Below are 23,217 nucleotides of genomic sequence, written 5' to 3' on the forward strand. Positions count from 1 at the left end.
TTTTAAGGTCTAAGATTAGTCCATAAATAATTGATTGATCTTAGATCTTAATTTTCGCTTATAATCCTCTTCGAGCCAATCTCTATAGTTTTTTGTACTCTTACTAATACAATATGAATACCGACGTACACGATATTCTATGTCTTGATCCAACAGTTTACTCAAAATTCGAGCATCAAAAACATCTTCACTATTTTGCACACACATCTTAGCATGTTGCACTATAGAATTATCAAGAACTGTAAGGCTTCTCAATCCATATTTTTTTGTCCTCGCATATTCTTCTTCGATGTCAAAATCAATATCTTCAGATTTTGAAAACTCCTTTCTTAATTCTTCAGGAAGTACGTACTTAAAATTTCTTTCTATCTCTTCATCTCCTACTAAATTATCATAATAAAAATCAGGAGATTTAAATATAGATTGCCAATCTACCTCTGAATTCCACAACCCAAATCTTGCCGTATTATTACCCAAATCAAGAATAGCAAATTCTTGTTTTGATGGAAGGATACGAGACCCTCTACCAATCATCTGAAAATATAACGTAAGAGATTTTGTTGCTCTATTAAGAATAATACTCTCTACAGTAGGTTCATCAAATCCAGTAGTCAAAATACTTACAGAAGTTAATATTGCATCACTAGTATGTTTGAACCATAATAAAATATCCTCTCGCTCTTGTTTACTGTTTGTGTTATCCAAATGACGAATTGGATATCCCGCCTTTTTAAAAGTTTCGTATACATATACAGAAGTATTAATCCCATTATTAAAGATTAATGTTTTTTTCCCTTTAGATCTTTCTTCATATGCATGCAACAACTTATCTTGCATTAACATATTTGTATATAAATCTTCAGAAGATTTTACTGTATAGTCACCATTCATCCCTATTTTCAACGCTCCTAAGCCCACATCATAAGTATATGTAACAGGTTTTGCAAGAAAACCACTACCAATCAGCGAATTTATCGTATCTCCCACAATCAATTCATGGTAGTTATCCTTCATTGGCAACTTCATGTTAGAACTCAGTGGTGTAGCTGTTACCCCAAGTATAAAGCAATTCTTAAAAAACCGAAATAACTTTCTAAATGAATTATAATGTGCCTCATCAATAATAACCATCCCTATATCATACAATTCTTGATGATCCTCATTAAGTCGATTATTAAGAGTTTCGACCATGGCTACAAAACATGTATATTCATTTTGATCGTCAAGCTCTTTTACAGCACTGTTTATAATTTTATTTTTCACACCAAATTCTGACAACATTTTAGATGTCTGTGCACATAACTCAATTCGGTGTGTAAGAACAATTACTTTTTTCTGTGTAGTTTCTATATATCTCCTTACAATTTCAGAAAAAATCACAGTTTTTCCACCTCCTGTAGGGAGTTGATATAGTAAATTGTATTTTTCAGGAAACTCTTCTAACCTACTAAATATCTTATCAATATCTCGTTTCTGATAGTCATATAGTACTTTTTGTTGCTTTTTATCAGTCCCTATAGATCGTGACCCCATGAATATCTCGGTTAAAATAAGCTACAAAATTAAACACTTTAAAAGGTTATACGAAAGAATTAAGGCAATATATTTACGTATACGTAATTTTAAACCACATCAATATCACTAGAAATTTATAGTATAAGTATTTTATTTATATATTCATTTTTGACAAAAAATGTTAATTATTCATAATGTATAGACTGCAAAATTATTCTTATAGTAATTTTAATTTTTTAAATAATAGTACGAATGCAAAAAAAAGATAAAGATTTAATTCCTGTACAACGACTATTGATTCCAAAATCAATAGTAAATACTGCTAAACTATTAAATCGGATATCTCCTTTCCTCGCTTCTAGGTTTGTTGCAAGAATATTTTTGACGCCATTTGGATACAAAATGCCTACTAGAGAAAAGGTAATGTATGAAAAGAGTAAAAAGGAAAAAGTTTATATAAAAAAAATCAATAGACAAGTTATCGTCTATTCGTATGGTAATTCTCCTAAGAAAATTTTACTAGCCCACGGCTGGTCAGGAAGCGGCACACAACTTTCCAAAATTGCAGATCAATTATTAGAACATGGGTATAGCACAATAAGTTTTGATGCTCCTGCTCATGGTAGAGCTCCTGGAAAAAGAACTATAATGCCTCATTTTATAGAAACAATACATCAATTAGAAAAAACTCATGGCCCTTTTGAAAGTGCAATAGGACATTCTCTAGGAGGAATGTCGTTACTACGAGCTACAAAATACAATTTACAGATAAAAAAACTAATCATTATTGGTACAGCAAATAGCATTACTGCCATAGCCAAAAATTTTGCATATAACCTACAATTGGATCAAAAAGCAGGGGAGCTCTTAAAATCTTATTTTGACACAAAGTTTGGAGAAGATCTTGATAATTATTCTGGTGCTGTTTCTGCCAAAGGAATCAAAATACCTACATTAGTAATTCATGATAAAAACGATGTTGATGTACATTATAGTGCCGCACACGAAATTGTTGATAATCTAGAAAATGGTAAATTATTAATTACTGAAAATCTGGGACATAGAAAAATACTAGGAAACCCTGAAGTCATCTCTAAAATTACAACCTTTATTTTGGAATAATTATTGATGTGTTATTGATTATGAATTTGTACGACTATTATTTAATAATTGCTTTATTAAATAAAAATTAGAAATCTATGAGACGTTTTATTTTATTATTGATAGGAGTTTTAGCTATTAGTTGTACAACTACTGCTCAAAAAGAAACAAAAGAGAAAAAAATCTATAAAGTATCTAAGACTAATGCTGAATGGAAAAATATTTTGACTGCAGAGCAATACTATGTGCTAAGACTGGCAGGTACAGAAAAACCTTTTTCAAGCCCGTTAAACAAACTATATAAAGCAGGTACATTTTTCTGTGCTGCTTGTGAAACACCATTATACGAGAGCAAACATAAATTTGATAGTGGTACTGGTTGGCCAAGTTTTGACCGATCTGTAAAAGGAAGCGTTGATAGAGATATAGATCATAAATTAGGATATGCCAGATCAGAATTATTGTGCGCAACATGTGGTGGCCATTTGGGACATGTTTTTAATGATGGGCCCAGAGAGACAACAGGTATGAGACATTGCATCAATGGTGATGCACTGGTATTCAAATCAAATTAATAAAAAGATGAGTAAATATCCAGTTCAAAAATCAGAAGGAGAATGGAAAGAAAAACTTACTGATGAGCAGTATAGAGTATTAAGGCAAAAAGGAACCGAAAGACCTTTTACAGGAGAGTACAATATGCATTTTGAAGAAGGAGTATATACCTGTATGGCATGTGATACTCCACTATTCAAAAGTGTTACTAAATTTGATTCGGGTTGTGGATGGCCAAGTTTTGATGAATCTATAGAAGGAAATGTTGAATATATTAGAGATACCACACACGGTATGATACGTACAGAAATTGTTTGTACGAATTGTGGGAGTCACTTAGGTCATGTATTTAATGACGGACCAACCACCACAGGACAACGATACTGCGTGAACTCTATCAGTATAAATTTTGATAAAAAATAAAATCACAATAAATAAATTTAAAATTCATGAGAAAAATTTTCACATTACTATGCCTAGCAACATTTATATTTACTTCTTGCTCCAATGACGATGATTTTATCGATACAGATACCATTGGACAGACTTTTGATTTCACAACAACTTTTAGCCCTTCTAATGAATATAGCGATCGTTTTATGTTTCCCGAAAATATATTTGACTCAGATGTTGTACTAGTATATCGTCTTGAAAATGTAGACAATGGTCTTGAAGTATGGGAACCATTACCTACAGTAACTATATTTTTAAATGATGTTGACGACACTTCTGTACAATACAGATATAACTTCACTTCTGGAGATGTTGATGTAATTCTTGAGAGTAACAATCTAGATTTAGTTCCAGCTGACCTCACTAATAATCAAAAGTTTAGAGTTGTAGTTGTACCTTCAGAATTTGCAAAAAACACCAAAATAGATTTATCTGATTTTAATGCCGTGCAATCTGCATTAAAATTAGATTTTTAATCCTCTTAAAAATTTAAATAATACATCATAGTATTCTTTAATTAGAATCAAAAACATCAAAAATTAACATCATACCTATACAGTATGGTGTTTTTTTGTATTTTTTTTTAATAATCTTATTCTTCCTCAAAAACTAATTCCTTTTTTGGTTCGCCGAATTATCCTTAAATTCGTGACTTCAAAAAATTGACATTTATGAGTACATATGATATCATCGTTTTGGGAAGTGGTCCTGGAGGTTATGTAACCGCAATCAGGGCTTCTCAATTGGGATTTAAAACCGCTGTAGTTGAAAAAGAAAGCTTGGGAGGAGTATGCTTAAACTGGGGATGTATACCCACAAAAGCATTATTGAAAAGTGCACAGGTATTTGAATACCTTAAACATGCATCTGATTATGGACTTACGGTAGAAAAGTTTGATAAAGACTTTGATGCGGTTGTAAAACGTAGTCGTGGTGTTGCAGAAGGAATGAGCAAAGGAGTTCAGTTCCTGATGAAAAAAAATAAAATCGATGTTATCCAAGGGTTTGGTAAACTAAAAGCTAACAATAAAATTACTGTTACAGACGCTGATAATAAAGAAACAGACTATGAAGCAAAACATATTATCGTTGCTACAGGAGCCAGATCAAGGGTATTACCAAATTTACCACAAGATGGTAAAAAAGTAATAGGATACAGAGAAGCAATGACGCTAGAGTCACAGCCTAAAAAAATGATCGTTGTTGGGTCAGGAGCAATTGGTGTAGAATTTGCACATTTCTATAATGCAATGGGTACAGAAGTAACTATTGTAGAATATTTACCAAATCTTGTTCCTCTTGAAGATGTAGAAGTATCAAAACAATTTGAACGTAATTTCAAAAAGGCGGGAATTAAGGTAATGACCAATTCTTCTGTAGAAAGTGTTGATACTAGTGGTGATGGTGTGAAAGCAACTGTCAAAACAAAAAAAGGAGAAGAAATTCTTGAAGCTGATATTGTATTATCTGCTGTAGGTATCAAAACCAACATAGAAAATATAGGTTTAGAAGAATTGGGTATTGCAACCGATAGAGATAAGATTGTAGTAAATGACTGGTATCAAACTAATATTCCAGGAGTATATGCAATTGGAGATGTAGTTCCTGGACCCGCATTAGCACACGTAGCTTCTGCAGAAGGAATTACTTGTGTAGAAAAAATTGCAGGAATGAATGTTGAAGCAATTGATTATGGAAATATCCCAGGGTGTACCTATGCTTCTCCTGAGATTGCAAGTGTAGGAATGACAGAAAAACAAGCTAAAGAAGCTGGTTATGAATTAAAAGTTGGTAAATTTCCTTTCTCTGCCTCTGGTAAAGCTAGTGCAGCAGGAACCAAAGATGGTTTTGTAAAAGTAATTTTTGATGCCAAATACGGTGAATGGCTAGGTTGTCATATGATTGGTGCTGGAGTTACAGATATGATTGCTGAAGCGGTTTTAGGAAGAAAACTTGAAACTACAGGTCACGAAGTATTAAAAGCTATTCACCCTCACCCAACTATGAGTGAAGCGGTAATGGAAGCGGTAGCTGATGCTTATGATGAAGTAATTCATTTATAGAAATCATCTCCTTTATAAAATAAAAAAGAGCCTTGTTGTGATACAACAAGGCTCTTTTTTTATATCTAAATATTTTTTATAAATCTCACAATATAACTATCGATTAAGCTTTATCGTTTATAAAACTTTGTATTGCCAATATGTAACTTTGCATTCCAAAGCCAAGAATAACACCATGAGCATTAGGAGAAATATATGACTGATGCCTAAACTCTTCTCTACCAAATGTATTAGAAATATGTACTTCTATAACTGGAGTTGATATCGCTTTTATTGCATCTCCGATACCAATAGAAGTATGAGTATACGCACCCGCATTAAGAATAACACCATCATACCCATCATCTGCCTCTTGAATCTTGGTTATCAACTCCCCTTCTATGTTAGACTGAAAATAAGACAATGTCACTGCTTCAAATCTGGATTGTAAATCCTCAAAAAACTCTTCAAAAGTTTGATTTCCATAGATTTCAGGCTCTCTTTTTCCTAGAAGGTTAAGATTAGGGCCATTTATAACTAATAATTTCATGTATGTATGATTTCAAAGAATAGTATGTTCTTGACAAACAACTAGTAAACTTTATTGATTAATAGTAGTATCTCTTCTTCTATTATTTTTTGTTTTAAACAAATAGCCTACAGATACTTGAGCTACAGAATTTTTAAATTTAATTGTAGAGTTGTCTATATTATTAATATCAGTTAACCCTAGATTATATCGTAACTGAAAGAACAATCCACTCTCCATTTTATATCCAGCTCCAAAATTCCAGCTAAAATCAAAATTATTAAAAGAATCAAAAAATTCATCAGGGGTATCTTCTGCTGATTCTGTTGCGTTAGCCAACGTTGCTAATTGCGGTCCTGTTTCCAGATTAAACTTATCAGTAAAATAAACCTTAGCCAATATAGGTAATGCCAGATAGTTTAAGCTAATTTTGTTTTCACTACCATTTTCGTCAAATTTATAACCTTGTGCAGAATATAATACTTCTGCTTGTACAAAAAAACGTTGCGTTACAGGAAACTCTATCACAGCACCCAAATGCATACGTACTCTGGCATCTGTATCCTCTATATCCCCCGTAATATTAGCATAATTAAGCCCGAATTTAAATCCTGCACGAGTGTATAAAGGTTCGCTTTCTTGCTGAGAATATAAAGAAGTGCTTATTATAAGCATAATCATTACAACACCAAAAATGTTACTTTTCATTTGTTTCATGTATACTATTTTTTTTAATACAGATACTACATTAGTCAATATACTATCCAAGTTTTAAATTGAGAACTATCAATCTATATATTATTTAACAAAATATAATTATACTCAAAAGTAAATTTATTTTTCAAAAAATTAGAATTTGACAACAAAAAAATGGATTTAACATTCCTTCTAATTTATTTAGATTTTGTTCTATATTTTTTAACATAATATAGCTTAAAATTAACAACTGCTACAATTTATCAAATTATTATATCTAGCGGTAATAAAGAACATACTTTTATCATTAAACAACAATTCAAAACCCAAAAAAAACAACAGACTCCCCATAAACAAAAGAGTTATTACAAAAAACAACTAAAATAAAATCATTTTTTTTGCTACACATATACTCTATATTTTTATAATTACATTAGTTTTCTTATTCGTTCTAGAAAGTAAGATTTATACTATTTTAACAAACAAACAACACATAAAACACTGATAATAAAACAAATAAAAAACACCCTGTTTTCATCTCTAAAAAAAGTATCGAATATTAAGAATGAATTAACGTTTCATACAAGTAAATTATATACTTTTGCCCCAAATTTTAAACAAACAATTATTATGAAAAAATTAATGTTGACTGCTTTAGCAGTAGTGAGTTTTATCTCAGTAAAAGCACAGGACGGTGAAACAGCTGGATTTGCAAAAGGTGATATCTTTATCTCTGGTGCTGTAGGATATGACTCTTCTACATTTGGAGATAATAAAGATAATACTTTTACTATCGCTCCAAGAGCAGGTTATTTTGTTTCAGAAAATATTGCTGTTGGTGCAAGAATTGGTTTTACAAGTAGCACTGTAGAAAGAGTAGGAACTGCTGATTTTGATACTAATACATTTAATATTGGTGCATTTGGTAGATATTACTTTACTCCATCAAGTAAGTTTTCTGTTTTTGGTGAGTTTGGATTGGATTACCTATCAAGAAATGAAGACAATGGTACTACAGATTTAGATTCTAACGGATTTAGTGTTGGTGGTGGACCAGGTGTTAGCTACTTTATTGGTAACAACTTTGCACTAGAAGCATTCTGGGGAGCACTAAGATACAACACTTTAAAAGCTGATGTTTCTGGAGCTGAGTCTCAAGATGATTTTGAATTTGGAGTTAATTTAGATGATATTACACTTGGTTTAGTATACAAGTTCTAATAATAGATCTAAAAAACAAATAATGTTAAACCATCCTAGCCTTTAGGATGGTTTTTCTTTTATATATTAGTCTTTCTGAAACTACATATCAATAGTTCTAAAAACTCTATAAAGTGAAATGGAATCATGCTATCAAAGACTACAAACATTATTTACAAATAGAAAGAGGACTTTCTGAAAACTCTATAGAAAGTTATATTCTAGACGTACAACGGTTACTCAAATTTCTTGAACAAGAAAACATAACCACCTCTCCTCTATCTATAGAGAAAGAAATACTACAACAATTTATTTTTGAAATAGCCAAGCTAGTGAACCCTCGTTCTCAATCAAGAATTATATCAGGCTTAAAAAGTTTTTTTAATTATTTGGTTTTTGAAGATTATAGAGAAACAAATCCTATGGAGCTTATAGAATCTCCCAAAATAGGAAGAAAATTACCTGACACTTTATCTGTTGAAGAAATAGATCTTATAATTAAGCAAATCGACCTAAGTAAACCAGAAGGTGAGCGCAACCGCGCAATTATTGAAACCTTGTACGGTTGTGGTCTACGTGTGAGTGAAGTCATTACTCTTACATTATCAAGCTTATTTTTTGATGAAGGATATATCAGCGTTACAGGAAAAGGCGATAAACAACGATTCGTACCTATAGGTGATATCACCCAAAAGTATATCAATATATATACTTCACAAATTCGCAACCACATCAACATCAAAAAAGGAGAAGAAGATACTTTATTCTTAAACAGAAGAGGTGGTCAGCTCACAAGAGCAATGATTTTTACTATCGTAAAACAACTGGTAGAGAAAGCAGGTATACATAAAAAAGTAAGTCCACACACATTTAGGCATTCATTTGCAACTCACTTATTAGAAAACGGAGCTGACCTTAGAGCAATACAGTTAATGCTTGGCCATGAGAGTATTACTACCACAGAAATCTATATGCATATAGACAGAAGTCATCTAAGTGAAGTGATACACAATTTTCACCCCAGAAGATAAAAATCTAACTCTAACTGACTTTTAATAAAAATGAGATCAACTATAAAAGCTAATCTCATTTTTTATCTATAAAAAATATACTATCTAATTTGGCCTAGTTGCTCTTCCTGATGGAACTGCATTATTAGGAATCATTACCACAGGATTTGCTACTCCTGTTAATTCTCCAGCATTAGCACTCAATGGTTTTATAAAAAACGGAGCGGGATCATTATCCTGATACGGCTCTATAGTAATATATACCTTTTCACTTTTCACCTCTGCAGGAAGAGTGATGCCTTCTAAAGGGATTTGAGAAGGCAGTACTAAAAAGTCTTCTCCAGGAAACTCAGGAACCGTTCCTCCTGAACCTTTAAAGAAATTACCATCATCAGTAACATCAACATCAGCAAAAGTACCTGTAGATAAAATTTTACCTCCAAAATCTACCCAACCTTCATATTTCCATCCCTTAGCCAATTTAGGAAGTGTTAAGCCTGGAGCATTAGTTCCTGACATAAACCAAACTCCAAATTCATCATTACCATTATCTACACCTCCTGCATTATCAGTAGGTGTTGCCATGTAAAATTGACCAGAAACCGAAGAAATATCTGCCACCACATTTTCAAAAGTAAGTTGAGCAGAATTTCCTGTAAAATTTCCTGTCAAAATTTTAGCATCAGAGGGTTTATTGTCATCAATATCTCCTTTGGGTTCTATAGTAATAATAAATTGACTCGCATTTTCTAAATCAGAAGCTAGCACTTCTAAACTTTCTCTTGAACCATTGGTAAATTTTTTTGTAGGAACTGTTTGCCCATTTACAACCAACCATCCTTGATACGAACTACCACCAGTAAGAGGTATAAGTCCAATTGTTTCAAGCTCGATAGTAGCAGTTGGAGGTCTATCATCATCTGAAGAGCATGAACTAAATAACACTGCCAATAAAAGAGGGGCAATTAATAAAATATTTCTTGTCATCACTTTGCTTTTTTAAATTAATATTCAAATGTAATTACATTTACTATAAATCAACTCTAAAAGACCTATAATATTGTAAGTATAAACCATATACTTTTTACGTAAAAAAGGAATATTTATTGCGCTTCTTTTTCAGTAGGATTAGTAGGTGGTGGTGTAAATAAATCCAATAAAGCAGTACCAATATGGTCTATAATATCACTAGCAATCACACCTTCAAAGGCAGTTTTCTGACTTACAATATCTCCAGAATTACCATGTAAATAGACTCCAAAAACAGCCGCATGCAATGCATCATACCCTTGTGACAACAAACCTGTTATCATACCTGTAAGCACATCACCACTACCAGCAGTAGCCATTCCAGGGTTTCCAGTAGTATTTACATATAATTGATCTTCAAAAACAGTAATAGAATTAGCTCCTTTGATAACCACTATACAATTATATTCTTTTGAGAATGCTTTTGTTTTCTCTATTTTATCAAAATCATTTTCCCACTTCCCTAATAGTCTCTCTAATTCTTTTGGGTGCGGAGTAAGAATACTTTTCTCAGGAAGATTTTTAAGAAACTCTGGTTTTTTTGCTAGTATATTAATCCCATCGGCATCTACAACAAGAGGTGTTTTATTTTCTTCTAGAAATTCTCCAAAAGCCTTTACAGATTTATCACTGGTTCCCATGCCCATGCCCATTCCTATTGCAACAGGTTCAAACCCTAAAGCAATATCTTCAAGCTCATCATCATTATCTGTAATAACCATTGCTTCTGGAACAGCTGTTTGAACAGCATTATATCCACATTCAGGAATATATGCGGTAACCAAGCCTGCACCAGTTTTTAAAGCCGCTTTGGTTGACAAAATAACACTTCCTATCTTACCATAACTACCTCCTATAATTACACAATGCCCATAAGTTCCTTTGTGACTATATTTATGTCTAGGTCGATAGAGAGGCAAAACTTCACTCTTATTAATCAAAACACCCACACCTGGAGTTTGCATTAAAAAATTACGATCCAACCCAATATCAATTACTTGAAGATCTTGTATATATATTGCCGTTTGTGGCAAGAAAAAAATCAATTTTGGTAATTGAAATGTAACTGTAATACCTGCATAAATCACTCCCTCTTTATCATCAGGTAATTTATCGGTATACAAACCAGATGGTATATCTATAGAAAGTGTAAAACATCTTGATTTATTAAGGTGTTTTATCAACAATGTTACCCAAGGCACTAATGGTCTATTAAGACCAATCCCAAAAATAGCATCAATAACAATATCTTCTCTTTTAAGTTCTGGAAAATCATCTTCACATTTCAATTGTATAGGCCAATCATTTGTAATTTCCTTTAATCGATCGTAATTAACAAGAAAGTCCTTTGATCTATTATCACTGAAGTTTACAATATATGTTTTTACATTATAGCCATACTCTACCAATAGTCTAGATACAACAAGACCATCACCACCATTATTTCCTATACCACAAAATACATGAATAACAACTGGAGCCCCTTGTAGCTTGCTATGAATTAAATTAAAAATTTGTGTAGCGGCTCGTTCCATCAATTCTAATGATGTAATTTGCTCAGCTAACATAGTAGCATTATCTGCCATGCGCATCTGTTCTGCAGAAAATATTTTCATAAGTTATATAATTTATTTCAAGTTGTTATCTTGATCGTTTCTTGAATTGTCTGAGATAGTCTAAACTACTTCTCTATATAAAAAGGCAATTATACAATCTTTTGTATAGATAATGAATTCATACATACATTATCTATTAAATTTAATTATAGAATTTTATTTTCCTTTTTTTTAAGAATCTCATAATCAAATAAGTTATTAATTATTGAATCTATAAAAGTTTAGGAATACATTTAAATTAATTTTCTTTAAAAATAAAAAACTATACATTTGAATTCACAAAGTAAAGCAAACTTTAATGTTTAGTACCATTTTCTTATCGGCTTTATTACTTATCACTGGAACGATCATCGTATCCAACACTACTTCTATTACAGGTACTACAACTATTATTATTACCCTTAGGGGTTAATTCATTATATATTTCACCAGACCATACATATATAGTTTATACTAGGTAAAAACTATTCAAAATCATCATTAATTTCAATTAAAAAAATTATTATGAACGTTCTAAAATTTGGAGGTTCTTCAGTTGCAAATGCAACTACTATAGAAAATGTTATACATATCGTAGAACAACAATCACAACAACAACCTTTATATGTGGTTGTATCAGCAATGGGTGGGATTACGGATCTTTTATTACAAGCAGGTGAAGAAGCTTCTGTAAATAATGAAAATTATAAAAACACCCTCGCAGAAATTGAAAAAAGACACCTAGAAGCTGTAAAATCACTAATTCCTATCATTTCGCAAAGTGCGATCATAAGTAAAGTCAAAGCACAACTTAACACATTAGAATCTCTGTGTGAAGGAGTATTTTTATTAAGTGAATTATCCTCTAAAACTGCAGCTGTACTAGCTAGTTTTGGAGAAATTTTATCTTCATATATTATATACGAAACTGCAAAAATAAAAGGACTGGATATTACATTAAAAGATGCTCGTGATGTGATTATAAAAACAACTAGTTCTAAGGTGTCAATAGATTACAAAGAAACCAATCAAAAAATTAAAGATTTTGCAGATAGCAACACACATAAGATATGTCTTTTTCCTGGTTTTGTAGCCAGGACTCAAGAAGGGGAACCTACTACATTAGGAAGAGGAGGCTCTGATTTTACGGCCGCAATTCTTGCTGCAGCTATGGATGCAGAAGAATTACAAATATGGACAGATGTAAGCGGTATGTATACAGCAAATCCAAAATTAGTAAAGCAAGCAAAACCTGTACATCACATTTCATATCAGGAAGCTATGGAGCTTTCTCACTTTGGAGCTAAGGTGATTTACCCTCCTACAATACATCCTGTACTAGAAAAAGATATTCCTATTTTGATCAAGAATACTTTTTCTCCAGAAGATCAAGGTACACTAATTACCAGAAAAGTAGAAGATAGAAAGAAACCAGTTACTGGTATTAGCCATATAGATGATATCGCAATTATATCTCTAGAGGGAAGTGGTATGGTTGGAATTCCTGGTTTCTCTAAGCGTCTTTTTGAAACTTTATTTCTAGAGAACATAAATGTTATTCTAATCACGCAAGCTTCTTCTGAACATTCTATATGCCTTGCTGTTGAAGCATCACAGGCAGAAAACGCAAAAACAGTATTGGATACCGCTTTTGAGTTTGAAATCTCTAAACACAAACTAGATGCTGTGAAAATAGAAAATGAAGTAGCAATTATAGCTCTAGTTGGTGATAATATGTACCACCATCAAGGATTAAGTGGTAAAATGTTTAGTACTCTTGGTAAGAATAATGTAAATATAAGAGCAATTGCTCAGGGAGCATCTGAAAAAAATATTTCTGTAGTAATAGCTAATAAGGATATCAAAAAAGCTTTAAACATACTACATGAACGGTTCTTTGAGGTAAAAACCAAACAGTTAAATCTATTCATTACTGGTGTAGGAAATGTAGGGAGTAAATTAATAGATCAACTTCAACAACAAAACAAATACCTTAAAGATAAGCTACGTTTAAAAGTTAGAGTCGTAGGAATGTCTAACTCTAGAAAAATGATTTTTAACGAAAATGGTATTGACCTAGATTCCTGGCAAGAACATCTAACAAAAGGAGAGCCTGCCAATGCGGCATCTTTTTTTGCCAAAGCCAAAGAAATGAATTTACGTAATTCTATATTCGTAGATAACACTGCAAATCCAGATATTGCCAAGGTATACAAACATTATTTATCAGAAAGTATGGCTGTAGTGACTTGTAATAAAATAGCCTGTGCAGATGAATACCATAATTATGAAGAGTTACAAAATTTATCCAGAAAATTTAGTGCTTCATTTTTATACGAAACCAATGTAGGTGCTGGTTTGCCTATTATTGATACACTCAATAATTTAATAGCATCAGGAGACACGGTACATAAGATTCAGGCAGTATTATCTGGTAGTCTTAATTTTGTATTCAATAACTATAAAGAAGGAGCTACTTTTTATGATATTGTAAAACAAGCACAAGAACAAGGATACACAGAACCCGATCCAAAAATTGATTTAAGTGGTATTGATGTAGCTAGAAAAATCCTAATCCTTGCTCGCGAAAGTGGTAATATAATGGAACTAGAAAATATAGAAAATGAAGCATTTTTACCAGCTGAAAGTCTTGATACTAAAAATGTAGATGACTTTTTTACGTCTTTAAAAACAAATGAAGATCATTTTAAAAAGATACTGGATACAGCCGACAAAAAAGAATGTCGCTTGAAATATGTAGCTCAATATGAAGGAGGGAAAGCAAAAGTAGGCCTACAGCACATACCTGAAGATCATCCTTTTTATAATTTGGAAGGAAGTGATAATATCGTCCTTTTTTATACCGATAGATATCCCAAACAACCTTTGATAGTAAAAGGTGCAGGTGCAGGTGCAGAAGTTACCGCATCAGGAATTTTTGCTGATATAATACGAATTGGAAAAAAATAATAGGTAATAAATAAACAAATGAAAAGCATAAAAATATTTGCTCCTGCCACTGTAGCCAATTTATCTTGCGGATTTGATGTACTTGGATGTTGTCTGGATAATGTTGGTGATGAAATGATCATTTCTCTTACCTCTGGTTCTGGTGTAAAAATCACTAAGATTGAAGGCGCTGACCTACCTATGGAAACTCAAAAAAATGTAGCAGGTGTTGCTGTAGAAGCATTACTTAATACTCTTGACCATAAAGTTGGAGTTGCTATTGAGATCTACAAAAAAATCAAAGCTGGTAGTGGCATTGGTAGTAGTGCCGCTAGTAGTGCTGGTGCTGTTTGGGCTGTAAATCACCTTTTAGGCAATCCATACTCTGCAAAAGAATTGGTTGCCTTTGCAATGGAGGGTGAACGGCTTGCTAGCGGTAATGCACATGCAGATAACGTAGCTCCTGCCCTACTTGGAGGATTTACACTTGTTCGTAGCTATGAGCCTCTTGATGTAATAAAATTACATTCACCCAAAGATTTGGTCATGACCGTAATTCATCCCCAAATCGAAGTAAAAACATCAGATTCGCGATCTGTGATCAAACACAAAGTAACTTTGAAAAAAGCAATTCACCAATGGGGAAATGTTGGAGGTCTTGTTGCTGGATTATTTTCTGAAGATTATGACTTGATTAGCAGAAGCCTAGAAGATGTTATTATAGAGCCATTGCGATCTATCTTGATTCCTGAGTTTAATAATGTAAAAGATATTGCCCTTGCAAAAGGAGCATTGGGATCAGGAATATCAGGTTCTGGCCCTTCTATATTTGCATTAAGCAAGGGAATGGATACTGCCAATAATGTAGCACAAGGCATAAAAGAAGTTTATAATAAAACAGGACTTGATTTTGACATACATGTCTCTAAAATCAACAGTCAAGGAATTAAAATAATCGAAGAAATCAACAAATAATGCAATATTACAGTTTAAATAATGATGCCCCAAGAGTAGCTTTTTCTCAAGCTGTTATCAAAGGTCTGGCACCTGATCGAGGATTATATTTTCCTGAAAAAATAACACCGCTACCTTCTACTTTTTTTGAAAATATAGAAAATCTTGATAATGTAGAAATTGCTTATCAGGCAATACAACAATTTGTTGGAGATGAAATACCTGAAACAGAGTTAAGAGATATTCTTGCAGATGTTTTAAGCTTTGATTTTCCTGTTGTAGAGATCGAAAACAATATCGCTACTCTAGAATTATTCCATGGCCCAACAATGGCTTTCAAGGATGTTGGAGCTCGTTTTATGGCTAGGTGCTTAGAATATTTTAATAAAAATAATAAAAAACAAGTAACCGTTTTGGTTGCTACATCTGGAGATACAGGAGGAGCAGTCGCTAATGGGTTTTTAGGAGTAGAAGGCGTAGATGTTGTTATCTTATACCCTACAGGTAAAGTGAGCGAAATTCAAGAAAAACAGCTCACTACTTTAGGACAAAACATAACTGCATTAGAGGTAGACGGTGTATTTGATGACTGTCAAGAAATGGTAAAAACTGCTTTTTTAGACACTACCATTACTGATCACAAACAACTTACCTCTGCTAATTCAATAAATGTTGCAAGATGGCTACCTCAATTATTTTATTTTTTATTAGCATACAAACAAATTAAACACAAGAATAAAAATATTGTATTTTCTGTGCCTAGTGGTAATTTTGGCAACATCTGCGCAGGAATTGTAGCTCACAAATTAGGACTTCCTGTCAGTCACTTTGTAGCATCAACTAATAGTAATGACACTGTAGTAAGGTATTTAGAAACCAAAGAATATACTCCTAAACCATCAAAAGCAACCATCTCTAATGCTATGGATGTTGGTAACCCAAGTAATTTCATACGAATTCAAAAACTGTTTGACAACAGCTTTTCAGCGTTAAGTAACAATTTTTCGGCTTATAGTTTTGATGATAACCAAACCCGAGAAACTATGAAAACCGTTTATAAGAAAAGTGAATATATTTGTGATCCACATGGTGCTGTTGGATATTTAGGGCTCAAAAAACATGGAATAAGCAACGATGAGTACGGTATTTTTCTTGAAACAGCGCATCCTGTCAAATTTTTGGATGTGGTTGAAGATACTTTAAACAGAAGTGTAGATATTCCTTCTCAAATTCAAAAAGTAATGCATAAAAAGAAACATAGCATTGCTATAAAAAGCTATGATGAATTAAAAACGTTCTTACTAAGGTAAGAACGTTTTTAATAAAATTTTTATGATGAAATTAAAAGTTAATTCTTAACCAGTGATTTCATTACATTGTATACGATATCCGTTGTTGATGCAAGGTATTTGAAGTTAACAGTTGTATACTTATCCTCACTTTGTCGTACATACGGAGAATTATCTGCGTTTTTAAGTTCTGCAGTAAGTGTTACTGTTTCAAAACCAAAATTAGCAAAGAATCTACTTTCTGGTGTAGCTACTGTTCTTTTATAAATGGGCACAGGAGATTCTATACGATATAATGACTCCAAACTTAGACTAGATGCCAGCATCTCAATAGCTCTATCCTCATCATTATCCCATCCCATATAATCAGATCTATGCATAGAATGAATTTTATATCCTTCGTCTTTTAATTTTTTGGTAAACATTCTGGTACCAACCATATTGCTTTTCCAATGATCAAAAAATACAATTAACAAATTTTTATTACGTACTTCTAATTCTGTAATTTTCATTGCGGTATAATAAGCAATAGCTATACCTGTAGCGTTATGAACAGCGCCTGGACTATTTTCTACAGTATCAAAATGTGCTGCTAGCACCACATATTCATCACTACCATTGGTAGCAGGAATTTCAGCAAATATATTTGCTCCTGTAAATATTTCTCCTTTTTTGTTTTTTACATTGTAACTATGCCTTTCGGGCTTTAGTCCAATATCTTTTAAAGAATTGTATAAAAAATCGGCAGATGCTTTCCTTTCAGAGGCACTTGCTCTACTTTTTAATTTCTTTTTACCACGTATTGGTTCATGACCAGTCAGTTTGGCAACAATACTTTTTTGGGTGTTAATGATTTCGGCTTCTTTTCGTTCTTGTTCAGTTTGAGCTGGGGCTATCTGAATTGCGAAAATAAATAATAGTAAAAATTCTCTATAATATTTCATTTTGTAGGTTTTCAATGTATTCCCTTTAACACAAATTTATGAAAAATTTGTAATTAAACAATTTTGTACTTTTACGGCTTAAATTAATACTTTAATATGTCATTTGCAAAAATCATACCTTTTATTCTAATAATCTCATTATTTACTCATTGTACAGATAACGATCCTAATAAAAATTTATTAGAGGCTCCTGAAAAATGGAAAGGCGAAATTATTGAATTTCCATTAGAATTCGCACCTTCTTTGTCTTATTCTGGAATTGAATATGTGCGTTTTGCTCCAGATTGGGGAAAAAAAGGGGCTTCAGATCATTTCTCCTATGCATTTTTATGGGATATCAATGAAAACCCACAATTATCATCAAAAAAAATAGAATCTGAAATGGAAACTTATTTTGATGGTTTAATGAATACAGTGAGTAAAGAGAGTGATCTATCAAATAAAGAAATTCCAAAAGCCAAAGCGTTCTTTGAAAAAGTAAATGATTCTGTATTCATTGGAAAAATATTAACCTATGATGCTTTTATCACAAAAGATAAAATTAGTCTAAATTGTATAGTTAATTATCACTATTGTAACAATACTAGCACACATCAGGTTTTATTTAATCTTTCTCCCCAACCTCTAGAACATCCTATTTGGAAAAGATTAAAACAAATTAAAACCAACACTGTTTGTAAATAATATTCTATGTGTAAAAAACTTTACTATTGCCAATGTGTATCTCTTTTATTCAAAAGAAACCATTGTAGCGCTATTATAGTTTTTGCATCGTTTATATGCTGTTTTTGTAATAAATCTTCAATTGTAGAAACAGCATATTTGCATAATTGAATATCTTCATTTTCATTCAACAATCCTCCTCCTGCATATATTTTATCTTTTTTAGAAACTTCACCATAATACAGATGCATACGTTCTGATGAAACTCCTGGAGAAGCATAAAAGGTGGTTATATGCTCAAGAACATCAATCTTATACCCTGTTTCTTCTTTTACCTCACGTATAGCAGACATTTCTGGGTTCTCATTCTTTTCTAGACCTCCAGCAACGATCTCAATAAGCCATCCATTTGTTTTATTAATGGTTGGATAACGAAACTGATTAATCAATAATAAATGATCTGTATCTTTTTCAAACAACAAAACAGCAACACTATCTCCTTGATCCACCATTTCTCTAGAACAAATAATAGACTCTTCTTTATCAAAACAATCATGAGCAAGCATTGCTTTTTTGATTTTAAGAAACCCATTATAAACAATGCTTTCACTTAGTATCTTATACTTCATTATTACAGTACGTTATTCGTTTACTTTACTATGGATAAAAGTACAAAACTATTAGGTTTATTATCGCAACTATTATTTTACGTTTCTCTAGAAAAAGCACAGCATTTCACTTAATATTCTTAAGAAAAATGCTGTGCTTTTTTAGTATGAAAATTCTTACTTTAATTGAATTTTAATGGATTTACAATATAAAGTAGTTGGTCCTTCAAAACCAGAATCTGTTGCTATCATAAGCCATAACTCCCCTTTTTCATTGGTTGTAAGAGATATAGGATCCTTTAGATTATTACGGTTTGCTAACATAAATGGTGTAGGTATCTTTTCTGACACCCCTACACTTCCTATTACTTTAAAAACTTCATTAGATTTACCACTTTGTAATTCCGATTTAAAATTAGGTCTTTTATAACTTACCAAAGAATCTTGATTATCAATAATATTTTCGGGTTTATAATTTATTCCCCCTGCTCCAAGTGCAATATCAGGGCTACCACCAATACCCACTGCATTTATAGAAGTATTGGATGCTAACTCTATATCAAAAGTAACCTCATATTCAGTATTTGGTTCCAATTTTTCAAATTTTCGATATACAGCACTAAAAAGATCATCACTATGATTATTGCCAGAGATCATTAGAGCATCAATGTTTTGATCAAGAGGCTCTGGTAACTTTGTTCGTTTGTACTTTAACTCATAAAACGTATCACCTTCTAATGGGTAATCAGAAAATAGTGACTCCCATCCCTCTTTACTTTTCTCAAAAGAGAAATTAAATTCAAATGTTTTTTTGGCCACTTCATCATCACCATGATCACAACTCACCATTACAATTGAAAATACGGTAATAACTAAACTATATATTATATGTTTCATTCTTTTTTGTTTTAATAAAATGTATTGATTTATTCCAAAAAGCAATCCACAACTTTTTGTAAAAGAGTAATTTTAAGAAGGTATCATGATAATTCTTGTTACTTACCAAGAAGATGGTATTTCTATGATTTGGTTGCCTAATTCTTTTAAAAAAAATAAAATATTATACTATTATCAAATGCATCTAAAAATCATTTGTACACCTACATAAAGTTTTTTACATTCGGCCTCAATTTGATAACACTAAAATTCGCTTTGCTATGCAAAATACTGCTTTAACAGAAACTCATACCGCCTTGGGTGCCAAAATGGTTCCTTTTGCAGGTTTTAATATGCCAGTATCCTATGAAGGTGTAACTACAGAACATGAAACAGTGCGTAATGGCGTTGGTGTTTTTGATGTATCACACATGGGAGAATTTCTTATTACAGGACCTAATGCTCTTGAACTTATACAAAAAGTAACTTCTAATGATGCTTCTAAATTAGTAGATGGAAAAGCGCAATACAGCTATTTACCAAATGACAAAGGTGGAGTTGTTGATGACTTAATTGTTTACAAAATTGCAGATGAGAAATACCTTATGGTAGTCAATGCATCTAATATAGAAAAAGACTGGAATTGGATCAGTAGTCATAATACAATGAATGCAGATATGCGTAATCTATCTGATGAATATTCATTACTAGCGATTCAAGGCCCTAAAGCTGCGATTGCTATGCAATCACTTACTTCTGTAGATCTAGAAGCTATGAAATTTTATACTTTTGAAGTAGCAGATTTTGCTGGAATAGAAAATGTAATTATTTCTGCAACTGGATACACTGGTAGTGGAGGCTTTGAAATTTATTGTAAAAACTCTGAAGTAAAACAGATTTGGGATAAAGTATTTGAAGCGGGTGCTGATCATGGTATTAAACCAATCGGACTTGCAGCAAGAGATACATTACGTCTAGAAATGGGATATTGCTTATATGGTAATGATATTACTGACACCACCTCTCCTATTGAAGCTGGATTGGGATGGGTTACTAAATTCTCTAAACAGTTTATCAACTCAGAAGCCCTTGCCAAAGAAAAAGAGCATGGCGCAGAAAAAAAACTAATTGGTTTTGAGTTGGACGATCGTGGGATTCCTCGTCAAGGTTATGACATTGTTGATAACAATGGAGTTGTTATTGGAGTTGTTACCTCAGGAACAATGTCTCCTTCATTAGGAAAAGGAATTGGATTAGGATATGTCCCTGCTATCTTTTCTAAACCTGAAAGTAAGATTAATATTCAGATTCGTAAAAACGCTATTCCTGCAACAGTAATAAAATTACCTTTCTATAAAGGTTAATTTTACAATAAAAAATGATATAATTAAGTTTCAAGGTTACAATTGTAATACTTGGAACTTAATTTTTTTATATAAGTAATTTTGAAAAGAATTTTGATCATAGGAGCCAGTGGTTTTATAGGGAACTCTCTATACAGAGAGCTCAACTCTTATTTTGACACTTATGGCACTTATTGTACAGATAATAATTTCTTTGAAAAAAATCAAAAACTTTTTCAGTATGATATGGAGTCAGAAGATATTTCTATTTTATTAGATAATCTAAAACCTACCATGATCATTGCCGCTCTCAGAGGAAATTTCAACTCTCAATTAGACGCGCACCAACGTATGATACGATGGGTTCAAAAAAAACCTTGTCGACTTCTTTTTATTTCTAGTGCAAATGTGTTTGATTCTTTTAGTAATTACCCTTCTTATGAATACGATAAAACACTAAGTGATAGTGTTTTTGGAAGATTTAAAATAAAAATAGAAAATGCATTAATGCGATTACCCGCAAACAAATACGTTATTGCACGTGTACCAATGATTTTTGGTGCTACTACACCAAGAGTTCAGGAAATAAAAACACTACATGACCTAGAAGCTCCTATTGAAGTTTTTCCTAATGTAATAATTAATGTAACCTCAATTTTAAAATTAACACAGCAAATACATTATATTATAAATCGTAATAAAAAAGGTATTTTTCATTTAGGCAGTACAGATCTTATTTATCATCTTGATCTTATCAAAGAAATTTGTGACACATTGCAATTAGAAAACCCTCTTTTTAAGCAAGTATACGACTCTAATAATGATCGTTACCTAGCGGTGCTGCCAAAAGAAAAAATGTTACCAAAAAACTTACAAATAACAACCCAGCAAGTAATAGACTCTGTTATAGTCTAACAACTCTTTATGATTATATAATGAAGTACTTACTTCGTAGCCCTGCTATGAAGTGTAAAAAAACACTTCAATTGATCAAAAAACAACTATTTTTCGCCAGAATCAAAAAAGTTAAACCACTTCAATGAGTAATTCATAGTATATTTGTACTATGGTTGAAAAAGGTAAAAAAATCATACTATTTGATGGCGTCTGTAATCTTTGTAATAGCACTATAAATTTTATTATAAAACATGACAAAAAAGATGTTTTCAGGTATGCATCATTGCAAAGTAAGGTTGGAAAACAGCTTATATCAGAAAGAAACATTGATACTTCAAAATTAGATTCTATCCTTCTTATTGATCCTGCTTTAGCATATTATTATAAATCAACAGCCGCTTTGCAAATTGCAAAACAGCTGTCTGGTATATATCCCTTACTTTCGGTTTTCCTTATTTTACCCACTTTTTTTAGAGATTGGGTGTATGATATTATTGCCAAAAACAGATATAAATGGTTTGGCAAAAAAGAAAGTTGTATGATTCCAACTTCTGAGCTCAAAGCTCTTTTTATTGATCAATAATTAATCAAGCTACTTCGAGTTCTTCATTTTGTACTTGGCTCAATAATTAAAGAATCATCTACTTGATTATCTAAAATATTTTCTTGATGTTTTTTCCTTAATTCATTAGATTGTGTGTCCAGTTTATTTACATTATCAATATGTACAATACTCAGACATACTACTGCAAAAGAGATGAGAATGATTGGTAACAAAAGTCGTTTCATGTTTGTGTGTTTATAAGTTGATATCTCAAAGATACAGATATGCACCATAAAATATTAGGGGATTTTAACTAAGAATGGACAGGGGGATTTTCCCCCCTTGACTATATGGTATTGACATAAAACTACAAAATCATATAGGTTAACTAAACCAAAGATACTATTCACTCAATAGTGATTTCT

General features: G+C 32.0%; 23 protein-coding genes. 14 read left to right on the forward strand and 9 right to left on the reverse strand.

What is annotated here, in order from left to right; all coding sequences use genetic code 11:
* Positions 1-15: 15 nt before the first annotated feature.
* A complete protein-coding gene (locus tag DG508_RS16660; protein ID WP_108869231.1) occupies positions 16-1,533 on the reverse strand; it encodes a DEAD/DEAH box helicase in 1,518 nt (505 codons plus the stop codon).
* Positions 1,534-1,767: 234 nt separating this feature from the next.
* On the opposite strand from DG508_RS16660, the gene DG508_RS16665 reads away from it, so the two are divergent.
* The 5 genes from DG508_RS16665 (at position 1,768) to lpdA (ending at position 5,687) form a co-directional block, all read left to right on the forward strand.
* Positions 1,768-2,637, forward strand: a complete 870-nt coding sequence (locus tag DG508_RS16665; protein WP_108869232.1) for an alpha/beta fold hydrolase — start codon at positions 1,768-1,770, stop codon at positions 2,635-2,637.
* 77 nt (positions 2,638-2,714) lie between these two features.
* Entirely contained in the window at positions 2,715-3,191 is a 477-nt protein-coding gene (msrB, locus tag DG508_RS16670) for a peptide-methionine (R)-S-oxide reductase MsrB (protein WP_108869233.1), read from the forward strand.
* Between the two features lie 7 nt (positions 3,192-3,198).
* A complete protein-coding gene (gene msrB, locus DG508_RS16675) occupies positions 3,199-3,594 on the forward strand; it encodes a peptide-methionine (R)-S-oxide reductase MsrB (RefSeq protein ID WP_108869304.1) in 396 nt (131 codons plus the stop codon).
* Positions 3,595-3,620: 26 nt separating this feature from the next.
* The gene (locus DG508_RS16680; protein ID WP_108869234.1) at positions 3,621-4,100 is read left to right on the forward strand and encodes a hypothetical protein; all 480 of its coding nucleotides are present in this window, start codon (positions 3,621-3,623) and stop codon (positions 4,098-4,100) included.
* A 195-nt stretch (positions 4,101-4,295) separates the two neighbouring features.
* On the forward strand, positions 4,296-5,687 hold the full coding sequence (gene lpdA, locus DG508_RS16685) for a dihydrolipoyl dehydrogenase (protein WP_108869235.1): 1,392 nt from the start codon (positions 4,296-4,298) through the stop codon (positions 5,685-5,687).
* 103 nt (positions 5,688-5,790) lie between these two features.
* On the opposite strand, the gene aroQ is transcribed toward lpdA, so the two are convergent.
* Entirely contained in the window at positions 5,791-6,216 is a 426-nt protein-coding gene (gene aroQ / locus DG508_RS16690; protein WP_108869236.1) for a type II 3-dehydroquinate dehydratase, read from the reverse strand.
* 51 nt (positions 6,217-6,267) lie between these two features.
* Complete coding sequence (locus DG508_RS16695) at positions 6,268-6,912, reverse strand: porin family protein (RefSeq protein WP_159090878.1); 645 nt, start codon at positions 6,910-6,912, stop codon at positions 6,268-6,270.
* 609 nt (positions 6,913-7,521) lie between these two features.
* Between DG508_RS16695 and DG508_RS16700 the strand changes: the two genes are divergently transcribed.
* Both DG508_RS16700 and xerD read left to right on the forward strand, forming a co-directional pair.
* Positions 7,522-8,112, forward strand: coding sequence for a porin family protein (locus tag DG508_RS16700; protein WP_108869238.1), 591 nt, complete (start codon positions 7,522-7,524; stop codon positions 8,110-8,112).
* Between the two features lie 113 nt (positions 8,113-8,225).
* Positions 8,226-9,122 carry a site-specific tyrosine recombinase XerD gene (xerD, locus tag DG508_RS16705; protein ID WP_108869239.1) on the forward strand — a complete coding sequence of 299 codons (897 nt, stop codon included), beginning with the start codon at positions 8,226-8,228 and terminating at the stop codon, positions 9,120-9,122.
* 84 nt (positions 9,123-9,206) lie between these two features.
* Here the strand turns inward: xerD and DG508_RS16710 are convergent, their stop codons facing one another.
* Positions 9,207-10,088 carry an anti-sigma factor gene (locus tag DG508_RS16710; RefSeq protein ID WP_108869240.1) on the reverse strand — a complete coding sequence of 294 codons (882 nt, stop codon included), beginning with the start codon at positions 10,086-10,088 and terminating at the stop codon, positions 9,207-9,209.
* 116 nt (positions 10,089-10,204) lie between these two features.
* Positions 10,205-11,746: an NAD(P)H-hydrate dehydratase gene (locus DG508_RS16715; RefSeq protein WP_108869241.1), complete on the reverse strand. Its 1,542-nt coding sequence runs from the start codon at positions 11,744-11,746 to the stop codon at positions 10,205-10,207.
* Between the two features lie 504 nt (positions 11,747-12,250).
* Between DG508_RS16715 and thrA the strand changes: the two genes are divergently transcribed.
* From thrA to thrC, 3 genes are read left to right on the forward strand one after another with little or no spacing between them, the layout of a single operon-like run.
* The gene (gene thrA, locus DG508_RS16720; RefSeq protein ID WP_108869242.1) at positions 12,251-14,695 is read left to right on the forward strand and encodes a bifunctional aspartate kinase/homoserine dehydrogenase I; all 2,445 of its coding nucleotides are present in this window, start codon (positions 12,251-12,253) and stop codon (positions 14,693-14,695) included.
* A gap of 18 nt (positions 14,696-14,713) precedes the next feature.
* A complete protein-coding gene (locus DG508_RS16725) occupies positions 14,714-15,649 on the forward strand; it encodes a homoserine kinase (protein WP_103866563.1) in 936 nt (311 codons plus the stop codon).
* A complete protein-coding gene (gene thrC / locus DG508_RS16730) occupies positions 15,649-16,938 on the forward strand; it encodes a threonine synthase (protein ID WP_108869243.1) in 1,290 nt (429 codons plus the stop codon). The genes DG508_RS16725 and thrC overlap by 1 nt, the downstream gene beginning before the upstream one ends.
* A 38-nt stretch (positions 16,939-16,976) precedes the next feature.
* Here the strand turns inward: thrC and DG508_RS16735 are convergent, their stop codons facing one another.
* The gene (locus DG508_RS16735; RefSeq protein WP_103866565.1) at positions 16,977-17,861 is read right to left on the reverse strand and encodes a M28 family metallopeptidase; all 885 of its coding nucleotides are present in this window, start codon (positions 17,859-17,861) and stop codon (positions 16,977-16,979) included.
* 96 nt (positions 17,862-17,957) lie between these two features.
* On the opposite strand from DG508_RS16735, the gene DG508_RS16740 reads away from it, so the two are divergent.
* Positions 17,958-18,545: a hypothetical protein gene (locus DG508_RS16740; protein WP_103866566.1), complete on the forward strand. Its 588-nt coding sequence runs from the start codon at positions 17,958-17,960 to the stop codon at positions 18,543-18,545.
* 23 nt (positions 18,546-18,568) lie between these two features.
* Here DG508_RS16740 and DG508_RS16745 read toward each other — a convergent pair whose 3' ends face one another.
* Both DG508_RS16745 and DG508_RS16750 read right to left on the reverse strand, forming a co-directional pair.
* Entirely contained in the window at positions 18,569-19,153 is a 585-nt protein-coding gene (locus DG508_RS16745) for an NUDIX domain-containing protein (protein WP_103866567.1), read from the reverse strand.
* 156 nt (positions 19,154-19,309) lie between these two features.
* Positions 19,310-20,029 (reverse strand): hypothetical protein, encoded by a 720-nt coding sequence (locus DG508_RS16750; protein WP_108869244.1) that lies wholly within the window; start codon positions 20,027-20,029, stop codon positions 19,310-19,312.
* Between the two features lie 260 nt (positions 20,030-20,289).
* Here DG508_RS16750 and gcvT point away from each other — a divergent pair, with 260 nt between their 5' ends.
* From gcvT to DG508_RS16765, 3 genes are all read left to right on the forward strand, one after another.
* Positions 20,290-21,372, forward strand: a complete 1,083-nt coding sequence (gene gcvT, locus DG508_RS16755) for a glycine cleavage system aminomethyltransferase GcvT (protein ID WP_108869245.1) — start codon at positions 20,290-20,292, stop codon at positions 21,370-21,372.
* Positions 21,373-21,453: 81 nt separating this feature from the next.
* Positions 21,454-22,266 carry a sugar nucleotide-binding protein gene (locus tag DG508_RS16760; protein WP_108869246.1) on the forward strand — a complete coding sequence of 271 codons (813 nt, stop codon included), beginning with the start codon at positions 21,454-21,456 and terminating at the stop codon, positions 22,264-22,266.
* 151 nt (positions 22,267-22,417) lie between these two features.
* Positions 22,418-22,831, forward strand: coding sequence for a thiol-disulfide oxidoreductase DCC family protein (locus DG508_RS16765; RefSeq protein ID WP_108869247.1), 414 nt, complete (start codon positions 22,418-22,420; stop codon positions 22,829-22,831).
* 23 nt (positions 22,832-22,854) lie between these two features.
* On the opposite strand, the gene DG508_RS16770 is transcribed toward DG508_RS16765, so the two are convergent.
* Positions 22,855-23,037, reverse strand: a complete 183-nt coding sequence (locus tag DG508_RS16770; protein WP_108869248.1) for a hypothetical protein — start codon at positions 23,035-23,037, stop codon at positions 22,855-22,857.
* Between the last annotated feature and the right edge of the window lie 180 nt (positions 23,038-23,217).

This window comes from Aquimarina aquimarini (assembly GCF_900299535.1).
In the GTDB taxonomy this organism is placed as follows: domain Bacteria; phylum Bacteroidota; class Bacteroidia; order Flavobacteriales; family Flavobacteriaceae; genus Aquimarina; species Aquimarina aquimarini.